This window comes from Arthrobacter sp. PvP103 (assembly GCF_017833075.1).
Lineage (GTDB): Bacteria > Actinomycetota > Actinomycetes > Actinomycetales > Micrococcaceae > Arthrobacter.
Genome location: NZ_JAFIBQ010000001.1, coordinates 1,920,517 through 1,936,057, shown reverse-complemented (window position 1 = coordinate 1,936,057; position 15,541 = coordinate 1,920,517). Strand labels below are relative to the sequence as shown.

The 15,541-nt window shown below is 66.8% G+C and carries 14 protein-coding genes; 11 read left to right on the top strand and 3 right to left on the bottom strand.

The features are described from left to right. Position 1 precedes the first annotated feature (1 nt). Positions 2–1,282 (bottom strand): LuxR C-terminal-related transcriptional regulator, encoded by a 1,281-nt coding sequence (locus JOE41_RS08905; protein ID WP_209752095.1) that lies wholly within the window; start codon positions 1,280–1,282, stop codon positions 2–4. Between the two features lie 135 nt (positions 1,283–1,417). On the opposite strand from JOE41_RS08905, the gene hxlB reads away from it, so the two are divergent. From hxlB to JOE41_RS08885, 4 genes are all read left to right on the top strand, one after another. Next, positions 1,418–2,020 carry a 6-phospho-3-hexuloisomerase gene (gene hxlB, locus JOE41_RS08900; protein ID WP_011693534.1) on the top strand — a complete coding sequence of 201 codons (603 nt, stop codon included), beginning with the start codon at positions 1,418–1,420 and terminating at the stop codon, positions 2,018–2,020. Between the two features lie 51 nt (positions 2,021–2,071). Next, on the top strand, positions 2,072–2,695 hold the full coding sequence (gene hxlA / locus JOE41_RS08895) for a 3-hexulose-6-phosphate synthase (protein ID WP_011693533.1): 624 nt from the start codon (positions 2,072–2,074) through the stop codon (positions 2,693–2,695). A 163-nt stretch (positions 2,696–2,858) separates the two neighbouring features. After that, complete coding sequence (locus tag JOE41_RS08890) at positions 2,859–2,999, top strand: hypothetical protein (RefSeq protein ID WP_156810710.1); 141 nt, start codon at positions 2,859–2,861, stop codon at positions 2,997–2,999. Positions 3,000–3,177: 178 nt separating this feature from the next. Continuing rightward, positions 3,178–3,738, top strand: a complete 561-nt coding sequence (locus JOE41_RS08885; protein WP_209752093.1) for a phage protease — start codon at positions 3,178–3,180, stop codon at positions 3,736–3,738. A gap of 179 nt (positions 3,739–3,917) precedes the next feature. Here JOE41_RS08885 and JOE41_RS08880 read toward each other — a convergent pair whose 3' ends face one another. Next, a complete protein-coding gene (locus JOE41_RS08880) occupies positions 3,918–4,589 on the bottom strand; it encodes a GntR family transcriptional regulator (protein WP_209752091.1) in 672 nt (223 codons plus the stop codon). Between the two features lie 207 nt (positions 4,590–4,796). On the opposite strand from JOE41_RS08880, the gene glyA reads away from it, so the two are divergent. Genes glyA through purU form a run of 7 tightly spaced genes read left to right on the top strand, consistent with a single transcriptional unit; the run spans position 4,797 to position 13,707 of the window. Then, a complete protein-coding gene (gene glyA, locus JOE41_RS08875; RefSeq protein ID WP_011693530.1) occupies positions 4,797–6,158 on the top strand; it encodes a serine hydroxymethyltransferase in 1,362 nt (453 codons plus the stop codon). Further along, positions 6,155–7,375 (top strand): sarcosine oxidase subunit beta family protein, encoded by a 1,221-nt coding sequence (locus JOE41_RS08870; protein WP_209742219.1) that lies wholly within the window; start codon positions 6,155–6,157, stop codon positions 7,373–7,375. Before glyA ends, JOE41_RS08870 begins: the two co-directional genes overlap by 4 nt. A 27-nt stretch (positions 7,376–7,402) precedes the next feature. Next, a complete protein-coding gene (locus JOE41_RS08865; RefSeq protein WP_011693528.1) occupies positions 7,403–7,840 on the top strand; it encodes a sarcosine oxidase subunit delta in 438 nt (145 codons plus the stop codon). Next, positions 7,837–10,791 (top strand): sarcosine oxidase subunit alpha family protein, encoded by a 2,955-nt coding sequence (locus JOE41_RS08860; RefSeq protein ID WP_011693527.1) that lies wholly within the window; start codon positions 7,837–7,839, stop codon positions 10,789–10,791. Before JOE41_RS08865 ends, JOE41_RS08860 begins: the two co-directional genes overlap by 4 nt. Further along, a complete protein-coding gene (locus JOE41_RS08855) occupies positions 10,784–11,419 on the top strand; it encodes a sarcosine oxidase subunit gamma (protein ID WP_209752090.1) in 636 nt (211 codons plus the stop codon). Before JOE41_RS08860 ends, JOE41_RS08855 begins: the two co-directional genes overlap by 8 nt. After that, complete coding sequence (locus JOE41_RS08850) at positions 11,419–12,792, top strand: L-serine ammonia-lyase (RefSeq protein ID WP_011693525.1); 1,374 nt, start codon at positions 11,419–11,421, stop codon at positions 12,790–12,792. Before JOE41_RS08855 ends, JOE41_RS08850 begins: the two co-directional genes overlap by 1 nt. A gap of 3 nt (positions 12,793–12,795) precedes the next feature. Next, a complete protein-coding gene (gene purU / locus JOE41_RS08845; protein WP_209752088.1) occupies positions 12,796–13,707 on the top strand; it encodes a formyltetrahydrofolate deformylase in 912 nt (303 codons plus the stop codon). A gap of 124 nt (positions 13,708–13,831) precedes the next feature. On the opposite strand, the gene JOE41_RS08840 is transcribed toward purU, so the two are convergent. Then, positions 13,832–15,457, bottom strand: a complete 1,626-nt coding sequence (locus JOE41_RS08840) for a PucR family transcriptional regulator (RefSeq protein ID WP_209752086.1) — start codon at positions 15,455–15,457, stop codon at positions 13,832–13,834. Positions 15,458–15,541: the final 84 nt, after the last annotated feature.

Sequence of the window (15,541 nt, the reverse complement as noted above, 5' to 3'; positions counted from 1 at the left end):
GCTACCGCACACCGTTGCTGTGGGCCATGGCGATCGCTTCGGTGCGGGAGGTGGCGCCCACTTTCCGGTAGATGTTGCGCAGGTGGAACTTCACTGTGTTCTCGCTGATGTGCAGTTTCGCGGCGATGGCCCGGTTCCGTTGTCCGGCGGCGAGCAGCTGGAGCACCTCGAGTTCGCGGTCCCCGAGCTTCCAGTCGGAAACGTCGGCCAGCGGGCGGGCAGGCGGATCAAGGGGGAGTGAGATGGCGACGTCGGCACCCCAGCCGGGCATCACATCCACGGACATGCTGCCGTCGAGGGCTTCCACCCGCTGGGCGAGGCGGGCCATGGCGGGCGCGGCCGCGGAGCGCTCGCCGGGTCCGTCGTCGCGGACGTTGACCAGGAGGTTCTCGCCGTCGCAATCCCACTGCGTACGGATCCGCCGCACTCCCGCCTGGTCCACCATGGCAAGGACCAGCCCGCGGACGATCGCGCGGGCCGCGTGAGCCACTTCGCCGGGCAGGGCACGGCCGTTGACGGGCGGCTCGATGAACTGGACGTCGATGCCGCTGAAGTTCATGAGCGGTTTCAGGTCCTCGCGCAGCCGCTGGAAAGCCGTGGCCACCGGTTCCTCCACGAGTTCGGTGGTGCGGTCGTTGAGGGTGCGGAGTCCCACCAACGCCCTGGCGGCGACATCGGTGGCGGACTTTCGTGCTGCGTCGTCGCTGAGCGCAGGCGACCGCAGCGCGGCGAGCAGGGTTTCGAGGGTGGTGGAGTGGTGATCCACCAGTTCCGCCGTCACCCTCACCCGCTCGGCCGAGGCCGCGCGGGATTCGATGAGGTACGACGGCGGCGCGTCCGCCACCTTTTCGCGGATCCGCTCCGCTGCCAGCGTCCACAGGTAGCGGAGCATGCTCTCCGTTGCATCGTGCCCGGCCGGATCCGGCAGCTGCGGGTCGGCGAGGACCAACAGGGCGTTGCTGGGGGAGGACAAGGCGAGGACCTGGCGTTCCTCGCCGCCGAGCACGGCTCCGCCTTGCCACCGGTCACCCGGCGACAGTCCCCCTGCCGCGGAGAGCGACGCCCGGATCTGGTCCAGTTCCGCGATGGAGACCCGGCTGATGATCGATTCGTCTCCGGCCTTCTTCTGCGGCCTGCCCGTGCAGTCCTCGGTGAAGATGACCAGGGCGCTGCTTCCCAGATAGGGGAGGGTGGCCTCCCGCAGCCGCTGGGCAATGGTGGCCAGCGGGGCGGTGGCCAGGGCGGCAACGGCTTCCAGCAGGACTGTGTCGGGGGCTTCCACCTGCCCAGTCTACGACGCCACGGGAATAGACCTATCCCTTTGGGTAGTAAATACCGTTCAATCATGGCGTTGGAACTACCTGTCGGGCGGGTGAGGATGAATAGGTAGCAACTTTCGTGAAGGAGGAACCCGCAGATGAGCGTCATCGCCGAAACCGATCCGGCCGTCCTGGCCGATGCGTCCCGCGCCTTTGGCCGCAATCGGGACCTGGTCCAGGACGAGATCAGGGCTGTATCCGGACGCGTTGATCCGGTTCAGGTGGCGGCGCTCGTCACCGAGCTCCGGCTGGCGGGCAGGATCTTCGTGACCGGAGCCGGCCGCAGCGGGCTGGTCCTGAAAATGGCGGCCATGCGGCTGATGCACCTGGGACTGACGGTGCACGTGGTCGGTGAGACCACCACGCCTGCCATCAGCGCAGGGGACCTGCTGCTCGCGGCTTCCGGTTCCGGCACCACCCCCGGCGTCGTCAAGGCGGCGGAGACAGCGGCCGGCCAGGGCGCGCGGGTCGCTGCCTACACCACTGACGCCGGTTCCCCGCTCGCGGCGGTTGCTGCCGCCGTCGTGCTTATCCCGGCCGCCCGGAAAACGGACCACGGCTCGGCGGTGTCCCGGCAGTATTCGGGCAGCCTCTTCGAACAGGTGCTGTTCACCACCACTGAAGCCGTCTTCCAAAGCCTTTGGGACGAGGACGCGGCCGCTGCCGAGGAACTCTGGCGGCGCCACGCGAACCTCGAGTAAACCACGCCAATTTCCACCGAGACCCAACCCCAACCAGAAAAGAGACACCACGTGAAACTGCAAGTCGCCATGGACGTCCTGACCGTCGAAGCCGCCCTCGAGCTCGCGGGCAAGGTCGCCGAATACGTTGACATCATCGAGCTCGGCACCCCGCTGGTGAAGAACGCCGGCCTGTCCGCCGTGACCGCCGTCAAGACCGCCCACCCGGACAAGATCGTCTTCGCGGACATGAAGACCATGGACGCCGGCGAACTGGAGGCCGAGATCGCCTTCGGCGCCGGTGCGGACCTGGTGTCCGTCCTCGGCAGCGCGGATGACTCCACGATCGCCGGCGCGGTCAAGGCGGCGAAGGCCCACAACAAGGGGATTGTTGTTGACCTGATCGGCGTCGCGGACAAAGTCACCCGCGCCAAGGAAGCCCGCGCACTCGGCGCCAAGTTCATTGAGTTCCACGCAGGCCTCGACGAGCAGGCCAAGCCGGGCTACAACCTCAACTTGCTGCTCAGCGCAGGGGAGGAAGCCCGGGTGCCGTTTTCGGTGGCCGGTGGAGTAAACCTGTCCACCATTGAAGCCGTACAGCGCGCCGGTGCGGACGTCGCCGTCGTCGGTGGCTCCATCTACAGCGCAGAGGATCCGGCACTGGCCGCCAAGCAGCTGCGCGCGGCGATTATCTAACGAGTATTCCGCGCGCCTTTCGGTGTATGACCGCGGCAGGATTCGAGTAGTCCCGGCCGTTCCGTCCTGACTGCGGCCATGCCACACTTGATGGACTATCGAGTGACTGGGGGGATCCACGTCAGGAGATTGTCATGCGACCATCGATGCCAGCCAAGAATTCGTGCCGCAGGTTGGCGGTGAACACCGCATGATGATCGGCTGGGCCTACCTTATGGCGGCCATCATGACAGTGGACTCGCTCCTGCTGGGCCTTCTGCTGCTGAACGTGAAGTGGCCGAAGGGCTGGAAGAGGAACAGCTGACCACCTTGCGTGGATGCCCTCGACCCTCCACCTGATCTCCCGGCCCGCATTCACAGCCTGCCGACAGGATCCGAACAGCAGCGCCATACCTTGGTGCCGCATCTTTGAGTGAAGGACGGTGCAAACCGGCCGTTCTTCCCCAAAGAGCCGTTCACACGGCGGATCGAGGAGACATCAGATGTCACGCACGAAGAGAATCACGCTCGGCCTGGCGGCCGGGGCACTGGCGCTCGGCGCCGGGCCGGGAGTCACCGGGATGGCCTCGGCGGCCGAAACCCCTAGCCCCAGCGCAACGGCCCAGAGCACCGCGTCCACCGACGGATCCACAACCACTGACGGCGGCATGCGCGGCGGCCACAGGGGCGGCGACCGCGGCCAGCTGGCTGCCGACCTGGCCACCAAGCTCGGCGTGGAGGAGTCCAAGGTGACCGAGGCCCTCCAGGCGTTCCGGGATGCCAACAAACCGGCTGACGGAACCAAGCCAACCGAGGGGACCAAACCGGACCGCTCCGCCATGGACGCGGCGATGGCCAAGGACCTGGCTGGGTCACTCGGCGTCGAAGAATCCAAGGTCACCGCAGCCCTGGAAGAAATCCGCACGGCCGGCCAGGCTGAACGGGCGGCCGAACTTAAGACCCGGCTTGACCAGGCTGTCACCGACGGCAAACTGACCCAGGTCGAGGCGGACGCCGTCACGAAGGCTGTGGAAGCAGGAGTGATCGGAGGCGGCGGCCACTAGGAAGCAGACAGGACTGGAAAGCAACGCAGGACGCTCTCTCACTTCCTGCCGGTTTACACGAGACGCTCTCTCACTTTCTTCAGGTTTACACGAGACGCTCTCTCACTTTCTTCAGGAAAGTGAGAGAGCGTCTTGGGGTTTAAGGCCAAAAGTGAGAGAGCGTTTCTGCCTTGGGGCGCCTAGAGCACCTTGCGGATGGTCTCTTCGAAGCTTGTGACATGGTGCAGGGCCAGCTCGCCGGCTTTGTCGGCGTCGCCCGCGGCCACCGCCTTGAGCAGCTCCACGTGCTCGGTGATGTGGCCGCTCACCGAGGGCACCTTGTCCAGGACCAGGCACCAGATGCGGGTGGCCAGGTTGTCGTAGCGGATCAGGGTGTCTTCCAGGTGCGGGTTGGCAGCCGCCTTGTAGATCAACCGGTGCACTGTCAGGTCATAGCGCATCAGCTCGCGGGACTCGGCAGGGCTGGGATCAAGCTCCGCGATGATCGTGGCGACTTCCAGGAGTTCGCGGCGCATGGCGGCGTTTGCCCTCGTGGCAGCACTGCGGGCGGCCAGCGGCTCCAGCAGCTCCCGGACCTCCGAGACGTCAGCCAGTTCGGTGAAGTCCACGGTGGTGGCAAAAGTTCCCCGGCGCGGATAGGACACCACCAGATGGTCCACCTCCAGCCGCTTGATCGCCTCGCGCACAGGAGTGCGGCCGAAGCCGAGCTCGGCCGCCAGCTGGCCGTCATTGATGGGCTCGCCGGGCCGGATCTCGAGCATGATCAGCTTGTCGCGCAGCTGCCGGTAGGCGGCCTCCGCCTGGGACAGTACTTCGTCCTCGGCGGGTGGCAGGGCGGGAAGTGCATTCAAGGTGCCGCTCCGTTCTTCGCTACTCAGGTTCCTTATGGCTCGTCGTCACCACAGCGGCCGGCCTCCAACCACCGGTTGATGCGGTTCCAACCGGAAGCTCAGTGCCACTTTGCCACCGGCTATTGACTCTCATGTGATCCCAATCATACCATTGACCTCACACTGATATATCAGTCATAGCAATAGTGGTATTTCAAAGGAGCACCCGTGGTTGAGCAGTTGAACGAGCGACTTTCCGCAGTCGATCCCGAGGTCCAGCAGGCCATCGCCAATGAGCTGGGCCGCCAGCAGTCGACGCTGGAAATGATCGCCTCGGAGAATTTCGCCCCGTCCGCAGTCATGGAGGCGCAGGGCTCGGTACTGACCAACAAGTACGCCGAGGGCTACCCGGGCAAGCGCTACTACGGCGGCTGCGAGCACGTTGATGTGATCGAACAGCTGGCCATCGACCGGGTGAAGGCACTCTTCGGCGCCGAGTTCGCGAACGTCCAGCCGCACTCCGGCGCCCAGGCCAACGCTGCCGCCATGTTCGCGCTGCTGAACCCGGGCGACACCATCATGGGCCTGGACCTGGCCCACGGCGGCCACCTCACCCACGGCATGCGGATCAACTTTTCCGGCAAGCTCTACAACGTGGTCCCGTACCACGTGCGTGAATCGGACCTCCGGATCGATATGGCCGAGGTCGAAGCGCTGGCCCTGGAGCACCGTCCGCGGCTGATCGTCGCCGGCTGGTCCGCCTACTCCCGCCAGTTGGACTTCGCCGAGTTCCGCCGCATCGCCGATCTCGTGGACGCGTACCTGATGGTGGACATGGCGCACTTTGCCGGCCTGGTGGCCGCAGGGCTGCACCCCAACCCGGTGCCGTACGCCGATGTCGTCACCACCACCACGCACAAGACCCTCGGCGGTCCGCGCGGCGGCGTCATCCTGGCCAAGGAGGAATACGCCCGCAAGATCAACTCCGCCGTGTTCCCGGGCCAGCAGGGCGGACCGCTGGAGCACGTCATCGCCGCCAAGGCCGTCGCCTTCAAGCTGGCCGGCACCCCCGAATTCAAGGAACGCCAGGAGCGCGTCCTGCAGGGATCCAAGCTGCTGGCGGAACGGCTCCTCCGTGACGACGTCGCCGCGGCCGGCATCTCCGTAGTCAACGGCGGCACCGATGTGCACCTGGTCCTCGTGGACCTCCGCAACTCCGAACTCGACGGGCAGCAGGCCGAAGACGCCCTGCACCGGATCGGCATCACGGTCAACCGCAACGCCGTACCGTTCGACCCCCGCCCGCCGATGGTTTCCTCGGGCCTCAGGATCGGAACGCCCGCCCTGGCCACCCGCGGCTTCGGCGCCGTGGAATTCACTGAGGTCGCGGACATCATCGCGACGGCGCTGATTGCCGCGGCTGCCAACGGCGCCACCGGGGCAACGTCCCTGAGTGACAGCGCCGTCGTCGAACTTCGCGCCCGGGTGACCGCCCTCGCCGAACAATTCCCCCTCTACCCGCATCTTTCCCAGGACAGTGGCGATGAAATCGCCGCCTTTGAAACAGACATGATTGGAGCAGCCCAGTGAGCACCCAACAGCTCCCCGAGCACCCGGATTTCCTCTGGCGCAACCCGGAGCCCAAGTCCTCCTACGACGCCGTGATTGTGGGCGGCGGCGGGCACGGCCTGGCCACCGCCTACTTCCTGGCCAAGAACCACGGCATGACCAACATCGCCGTTCTGGAAAAGGGCTGGCTGGCCGGCGGCAACATGGCACGCAACACCACCATCATCCGGTCCAACTACCTCTGGGACGAGAGCGCTGCCATCTACGAGCACGCCCTCAAGCTCTGGGAAATCCTGCCGGAAGAGCTCGAATACGACTTCCTCTTCAGCCAGCGAGGCGTCATGAACCTCGCCCACACCCTGGGCGACGTCCGCGAAAGCATCCGCCGCGTGGGCGCGAACAAGCTCAACGGCGTGGACGCTGAGTGGCTGGAACCGGACCAGGTCAAGGAACTCTGCCCGATCCTGAACATCAGCGACAACATCCGCTACCCGGTCATGGGCGCCACCTACCAGCCGCGTGCCGGCATCGCCAAGCACGACCACGTGGCCTGGGCCTTTGCCCGCAAGTGCGACGAACTGGGCGTGGACATCATCCAGAACTGCGAAGTCACCGGCTTCCTCAAGGACGGCGACCGCGTGGTGGGCGTCAAGACCAACCGTGGCACCATCAACACCGAAAAGGTGGGACTGTGCGCTGCCGGCCACAGCTCGGTCCTTGCGGAAATGGCCGGCTTCCGGCTCCCCATCCAGTCCCACCCGCTCCAGGCCCTGGTCTCCGAACTGCACGAACCGGTCCACCCCACCGTGGTGATGTCCAACCACGTCCACGTCTATGTCTCCCAGGCCCACAAGGGCGAACTGGTCATGGGCGCCGGTGTCGACTCCTACAACGGCTACGGCCAGCGCGGGTCCTTCCACGTAATTGAGAACCAGATGGCCGCCGCCGTTGAACTGTTCCCCATCTTTGCGAGGGCACATGTGCTCCGGACCTGGGGCGGGATCGTGGACACCACGCTGGATGCCTCGCCGATCGTGGGCACCACCCCGGTGGAGAACATGTTCGTGAACTGTGGCTGGGGCACCGGCGGCTTCAAGGCCACCCCGGCTGCCGGACTCACGTTCGCGCACACCATCGCCACGGGCACCCCGCACAAGCTGAACAAGCCGTTTGCGCTGGAACGCTTCGAAACCGGCGCCCTGATCGACGAGCACGGCGCAGCCGCAGTAGCCCACTAGCCGCCGTCCCATAGAAAGAAGACGCACATGCTGCTTATCTCATGCCCCAACTGCGGCTCGCGCGACGAGACCGAGTTCCACTACGGCGGCCAGGCCCACGTGCCGTACCCGGAAAACCCGAACGACATGAACGACCGCGAATGGGCCGAGTTCCTGTTCTACCGCGACAACACCAAGGGCGCCTTCGCCGAGCGCTGGCTCCACAGCACCGGTTGCCGCCAGTGGTTCAACATGCTCCGCGACACCGTCACGTACGACATCCAGGCCGTCTACCCGATGGGTTCACCCCGGCCGGACGTGTCCGTCGCGGCCGCGGCCGAATCCGGCACTGCCAGCACCGCCGCTGACAGCACCACCACCGGCACCAGCGCGCCCAGCACCTCTGCAACCAGCATCGCACCGGCCGGTTCAGCCTCAAGCACCACAGCCTCAAGCACCACCGCCCCGGAAGGAGCAACCAAGTGACTTCCCAGAACGCCCGCCTCGCCGCCGGCGGACGCATCGACCGCAGCATCTCCTGGCGTTTCACCGTGGACGGCGAGGAATTCACCGGCCACCCCGGCGACACACTCGCCTCGGCCCTGCTAGCCAATGGTCGGATCGCCGCCGGCAACTCGCTGTACGAGGACCGCCCCCGCGGCATCATGTCCGCCGGCGTGGAGGAATCCAACGCGCTGGTCCGGGTCGAAGCACGGTTCCCGGGCCACGTGGCAGAGTCCATGCTCCCCGCCACCACCGTCACCCTGGTGGACGGCCTGAAGGCAGACCTGCTCAACGGCCTGGGCCGGCTTGACCCCGAGGAGGACCGCGCCGAGTACGACAAGAAGTTCGTGCACACGGACGTCCTGGTGATCGGCGGCGGCCCCGCCGGCCTGGCCGCGGCCCGCGAGGCCGTGCGCACCGGCGCCCGGGTGATGCTGCTGGACGACCAGCCCGAACTGGGCGGCACGCTCCTGTCCGGATCCACCGCACCTGACCTGGCCGAGGCCATCGAAGGCAAGCCGTCCCTGGAATGGGTGGCTGATGTGGAAGCCGAACTCGTCTCCGCAGCCGAATGCACCGTCCTGAACCGCACCACGGCCTTCGGCGCCTACGACGCCAACTACATCGTCGCCGTCCAGAACCGCACCGACCACCTCTCCAGCCCGGCCGCCCCCGGCGTGTCCCGGCAGCGGATTTGGCACATCCGTGCCAAGCAGGTGGTGGTTGCTCCCGGCGCTCACGAGCGCCCGCTGGTCTTCGAGAACAACGACCGCCCGGGCATCATGCTCGCCTCGGCCGTCCGCAGCTACCTCAACCGCTACGCCGTGGCCGCCGGGCAGCGCGTCGTCATCAGCACCACCAACGACAGCGCCTACGCACTGGCCTCGGACCTGCGCGCCGCCGGCGTCAAGGTGGCGGCCGTCGTCGACGCCCGTCCCCGCCTTACGGAAGTGGCAGCCGCCGCCGTCGAGTCCGGCACCCGCGTGCTGATCGGCAGCGCCGTGGCCAACACCTCCGCCTCAGGAGAAGGCGCCGCAGACGGCCGGCTGGACAGCGTCACCGTCCGCAGTATCAACGACGACGGCGAACTCACCTCCGGCATCGAAGAGATCGCCTGCGACCTGCTGGCAGTCTCCGGCGGCTGGAGCCCGCTGGTGCACCTCCACTCGCAGCGGCAGGGAAAGCTGCGCTGGGACGAGGACCTGGCGGCGTTCGTACCGAGCACCGTGGTCCCGAACCAGCAGACCATCGGCTCCGGCCGCGGCAGCTTCGAACTCGCCGACTGCCTCGCCGAAGGCATCTCCGCCGGAGCTTCGGCGGCCATCGCCGCCGGCTTCAGTGCCGCCGTCGAACCTTCTGTCATCGGCGAGCCGAAGGCATCCGCCCCGACCCGCCAGCTGTGGCTGGTGCCCGGCCAGGCCGGTACCCCGGACGACTGGCACCACCACTTCGTGGACTTCCAGCGCGACCAGTCCGTGGCTGACGTGCTGCGGTCCACCGGCGCCGGCATGCGGTCCGTGGAGCACATCAAGCGCTACACCTCGATCAGCACCGCCAACGACCAGGGCAAGACTTCCGGCGTCAACGCCATCGGCGTGATCGCCGCGGCTCTCCGCACCGCCGGCGAAGCGTCCCGGGGCATCGGCGACATCGGCACCACCACGTACCGGGCACCGTTTACCCCGGTGGCGTTTGCGGCACTTGCCGGACGCCAGCGCGGCGAACTGTTCGACCCCGCCCGTGTTACGTCGATCCACCCGTGGCACGTGGCCAAGGGTGCGCTGTTCGAGGACGTGGGGCAGTGGAAGCGCCCCTGGTACTACCCGCAGGACGGGGAGGACATGGACACCGCCGTGCTGCGCGAGTGCGCCGCCGTCCGCGAATCCGTGGGCTTCATGGACGCCACCACGCTCGGCAAGATCGAAATCCGTGGCAAGGACGCCGGTGAGTTCCTCAACCGGATCTACACCAACGCGTTCAAGAAGCTCGCCCCGGGTTCCGCCCGCTACGGCGTGATGTGCATGGCGGACGGCATGATTTTCGACGACGGCGTGACCCTGCGCCTCGACGAGGACCGGTTCTTCATGACCACCACCACCGGCGGTGCCGCGAAGGTGCTGGACTGGCTGGAGGAATGGCTACAGACCGAATGGCCTGAGCTGGACGTGCACTGCACCTCGGTGACCGAACAGTGGAGCACCATTGCCGTCGTCGGGCCCAAATCCCGCGCGGTCCTCGCGAAGGTGGCACCCGAACTCGCCGCCGGCGGCGGCCTGGAGGCGGAAGCCTTCCCGTTCATGACCTTCCGCGAAACCACCCTCGCCTCCGGCGTGCAGGCCCGGATCTGCCGGATCTCGTTCTCCGGCGAACTGGCCTACGAAATTAACGTGCCGTCCTGGTACGGCCTGAACACCTGGGAAGCTGTTGCGGCCGCCGGGGCCGAATTCAATATCACCCCCTACGGCACCGAAACCATGCACGTGCTCCGCGCCGAAAAGGGCTACCCGATCGTCGGGCAGGACACCGACGGCACTGTCACCCCGCAGGATGCCGGGATGGAATGGGTTGTCTCCAAGGCCAAGGAGTTCATCGGCAAGCGCTCCTACGCCCGTGCCGATGCGAAGCGCGAGGACCGCAAGCACCTGGTCAGCGTCCTCCCCGTGGACGGAACGCTGCGGCTGCCGGAAGGCACCCAGCTCGTGGAAAAGGGCATCCCGACCAACCCCGCCTACGGTCCCGTCCCGATGCAGGGCTTCGTGACCTCGAGTTACCACAGCGCCGCACTGGGCCGGTCGTTCGGCCTGGCCCTGATCAAGAACGGCCGCAACCGCATCGGCGAGACCCTCGTGGCCGCCGCCGGTGATCAGCTGGTTGATGTCGTTGTCGCCGAAACCGTACTTTTTGACCCTGAAGGGACCCGCAAAGATGGCTAACACAGCAGCACTCGAAGGCATCAATGGACTCCGGGACATCCGCCGCAGCCCGGCCTCCCACCTGGCCGAAGCGCTGGAGGCCGGCTCCGTGGCGGGCACGGTTGTCCTCAAGGAAGGCCCGTTCCAGACCATGGCGGGGATCCGCGTTGACCCCCGCTCCGAGCAGGGCTCTCGGATCGCGTCCGTTGCCGGCGGCCTGCCCGCTCGGTGCGGCGAAGTGGCCGGCTCGGACGGCATCAGCGTCCTGTGGCTCGGCCCGTCCGAGTTCCTGGTGGTGGCACCGGAAGAAGCCCACGACTCCCTCGGCGGGCACCTGATCGGCTCCCTCACGGCAGCCCTCGGCGACGCCCCCGGCCAGGTGGTGGACCTCTCCGCCAACCGCACCACGTTCGAACTCTCTGGCCCCCGTGCACGGGCAGTCCTGGAGAAGGGCTGCGCCTTGGACCTGCACCCCCGCAGCTTCACGCCGGGAACAGCCCTGAGCACCGAAGTGGGCAACATCCCGGTGATCCTGCTGAAGACCGGCGAGGACAGCTTCCGGCTCTTCCCGCGGGCTTCGTTCGCGGACTTCCTGGGCCGGTGGCTCCTGGACGCCATGAGGGAATACGCCTCCCCCGAGGTGCCCTGATGGCGCTGAGCGCCCTGGACCTCTTCTCCGTTGGCATCGGGCCGTCGTCGTCACACACGGTCGGCCCGATGCGGGCGGCGAAACTGTTCGCCGAAGGGCTCAAAGGTGACGGCCACCTGAGCGCCACCACACGGGTCCAGGCGGAACTGTTCGGATCGCTCGGCGCCACCGGCAGGGGCCACGGCTCCGACAAAGCAGTCGTGCTCGGACTCCAGGGCCTGGACCCTGAAACGGTGGACACCTCCACCGCGGACGATCAGGTGGCAGCAGCCGCGCTCGACGCCGAACTCCGGATCGGCGGGGACCACCGGGTGGACTTCAACTGGGACGAGGACGTGGTGCTGCACCGCCGGAAATCCCTGCCTGCCCACCCCAACGGCATGACGTTCCGCGCGCTGGACCACACCGGCGCCGTGCTCAGTGAACGGAGCTTCTACTCCATTGGCGGCGGTTTCGTTGTTGACGGCGATGCCGACGCCGGAGACAAAGTGGTGGCGGACGACACACCGCTGCCATACCCTTTCACCACGGCCGACGAACTCCTGGAGATCTGCCGCCGCGAGGGAATGTCCATCTCCGACGTTATGCTCGCCAACGAGCTGGCATGGCGCAGCGAAGCGGAACTCCGCGAGGAGCTGCTGAAACTCTGGGCCGTCATGCGCGAATGCGTGGACAACGGCTGCGCCGCGGAAGGGATCCTTCCCGGCGGGCTGAACGTCAGGCGCCGGGCGCCGTCGTTATTCAAAACCCTGACCGCGGACACCGGCGTGACCGATCCCCTGCGGGCCATGGAGTGGGTGAACCTCTTTGCCCTCGCCGTCAACGAGGAAAACGCCGCCGGCGGGCGGATCGTCACCGCCCCCACCAACGGCGCGGCCGGGATTGTTCCCGCCGTCCTGCACTACTACGTCAAGTTTGTTCCGGGGGCCGACGACGACGGCGTGGTCCGCTTCCTGCTGGCGGCGGCCGCCGTCGGGATTCTATTCAAGATCAACGCCTCAATCTCCGGCGCCGAAGTGGGCTGCCAGGGCGAGGTGGGTTCCGCCTGCTCCATGGCGGCCGCCGGACTGTGCGAAGTGCTCGGCGGCACGCCAGAACAGGTGGAAAACGCGGCTGAGGTGGGAATCGAACACAACCTGGGCCTGACCTGCGACCCCGTGGGCGGCCTGGTGCAGATCCCCTGCATCGAACGGAACGCCATTGCCAGCGTGAAAGCCATCAACGCCGCCCGCCTTGCCCTGCACGGGGACGGCAGCCACAAGGTATCGCTGGACAAAGCCATTAAAACCATGCGCGAGACAGGAGCGGACATGAAAACCAAGTACAAGGAGACCTCCCGCGGGGGCCTCGCCGTGAATGTGATCGAGTGCTGAGCCATGACTGCCATTGAGACTGAAACTTCTTCCCTCCCGTCCTTCGCGGGCCCGGCCGCGACCACCGTGGAACATGTCCTGACGCTGGACTGCAACGAGTCGCCGGGCATCGTCCACGCCGTCTCCGGCTTCCTGCTGGAACACGGCTGCGACATCATCGACAACCAGCAGTTCGGCGAACGCTCCGAAGGGCACTTCTTCATGCGGGTGCATTTTGCGTCCGACGGCGATGCCTCCACCGCGGAGACCCTGCGGGCCGCTTTTGCCCCGGTTGCTGAACGCTTCGGGATGAGCTGGCGGTTGGAGCCGCACGGTTCCAAGCGCCGCGTGCTGATCATGGTGTCCAAGTTCGGGCACTGCCTCAACGACCTGCTGTTCCGTGCCAGGATCGGCGAGCTGCCGGTGGACGTGGTGGCCGTGGTGTCCAACCACACGGACCACCAGGCGCTGGTGGAATGGCACGGGATCCCGTTCTTCCACGTGCCCGTTACCGCCGCCACCAAGCCCGGGGCCGAGGCGCGGTTGCTGGAGCTGGTGGACGAGTTCGACGTGGAACTGGTGGTGCTGGCCCGCTACATGCAGGTCCTTAGCGACGGCCTCACCCGCAAGCTGGACGGCCGTGCCATCAACATCCACCACTCGTTCCTGCCCAGTTTCAAGGGCGCCAAGCCGTACCACCAGGCCTACGCCCGCGGCGTTAAGACGGTAGGGGCTACCGCGCACTACGTCAACGGCGAGCTGGACGAGGGACCCATCATCGCCCAGCAGGTGGTGGAGGTGGACCACACCTACGGCCCGGAAGACCTGGTGGCCGCCGGACGCGACACCGAGTGCAAGGCCCTTTCCAACGCGGTGCGCTGGCATTGCGAGGGCCGTGTGATCCTGCGCGGCAACAGGACAGTGGTGCTCCGCTAGGACGCTCTCTCACTTCCGGTCGGTTAAGCCGGGACGCTCTCTCACTTTCTTGGAGAAAGTGAGAGAGCGTCCCGGTTTTTCCTGCGTTAAGTGAGAGAGCGTCCATTCACGCGTTGGCCACTCGCTACAGCGCGGCCAGCCGGGTGGCGAGGTGCAGCGCAGCGAGCCGGCCGGTTCCGCGCGGATCGCCGCCGCACAACTCAAAAATTCGCTGCAAGCGGTGATGCATCGACTGCCGCTCAACATGCAGTTCGCGGGCAGCCTGCGCGGTGTTGCAGCCAGAGTCCAGCCAGGTTGCCAGGGTTGCGAGCAGCTGGGAGTTGCGCCGCGCGTCGTGATCCAGCAGGGGCCCCACCTGCTGGCGGACGAAATCCTGCCGCGCGCCCTGGTCCAGATGCTGCACCGCCAGGCGTTCCACCGCCAGATTTTCGACGTCGATCACCACGCCTTCCGTGTCCGACGCCGGCCGGGCCGCTGACCGAAGTGAGCCGTTCACGGCGAGATCCAGGGCGCTTTTCGCCTCCGACAACGACCAGGGAGCGTGTTCGATCCCCGCGGCCAGCGGACCCACCGCCGTCATGGTCCCCGCCTCAACCGGGAGCTCCCTGAGTGCTGCCACGAGCCCGGCCCGCGCGGCCGCCGCCCCGTCAAAAGGGAGGGCGGCAAGCGCCAGGAGCTCGGCATTGTCCACATAGCTGGCGCTCTGCTGCGCCGACCGCTTGAGGATAGTGTCCATTGCCGCCCGCAGCTGCTGTGAGGTGGACGACCGGACGACGACGGCGACCACCGTCGCAGAGGGAAGGATCCCGGCGGCGGGGGAGAGCTGCTGAAGCCGCCAGGGCTGGCTGCCGGAACTGACGGCCCGCAGCAGCGCCGTGCCGGCCACTTCTTTCAGCCCGGGCGGCATCCGCTGCAGCAGAGCGAGCGACAGGATGTCCACGCAGCGGCCGCCGGCCACGCGCGCCAGGTTGGCGTCGCCGTCGGCCGGGACATTGATGAGCAACCTCGCGGAGGGCACGCCACGGACCGGCACATCAATGCTTATCAACGTGCCGCTGATGCCCGTCTTTGCCGCGCTTCCGGGATCTGCCGCCCTTCCGGGCTCTGCCGGGGAGCCGGTGCCGGACTCCAAGCCCTCTGCCGGCTGGGAAGCCGTGCCGTCCCCCGGATGCGTACCGGCGCTGCCCGGGCCGGCGTTGCCCAGCGTTACACCGGACACGGACGAGAGCTCCAGGGTCGCATCAATGATTCCGGCCAGCACGGCAAGGATCTGATCCAGGCTGCTCCCGTGGGCCAGCTCAACGGCCATGGCGTGGCTGGCCTCATCCGCGCGGCGCAGATGGGCCACCGATTCACTGACGAGCATCGAGTTAATCGCCTGCATGATGCCCACGAAGGGCACCACCTTGCGGAATTCGATAAGGGGAAGCCCGGCGGTTTCCGCTGCCTGGATCATCGACGACGGCAGTGAAGCGAGCCGCTGGCCAGTTTCCACCGCCAGCGCACCAACCCCGCGCTCCGAGAGCTGCCGGACGTACTCCGCCCGGCGTGCATCCGAGGCAGTAACCAGCGCGTCGCCGCCGGTAAGTAGCAGCTCGCCGCCGCTAAGTAACGGCGCGATGTCCAGGACTTCACTGGAGTGCACCCACCGCAGCTGCGTACCCGCCACTGCGCCTGCACCCGCGCGGATCACGGGATCGGCGGCCGTGAGGGTGGCATGTTTGAGGATCTCACTGAGCTTTATTGGCATTACGCTCCGTCATGCAAATGGGGCTTTTGATGTACATATCGTATCTTGTTGCGTGTGGTCTGCGGCACATACTCTGGCTGTATC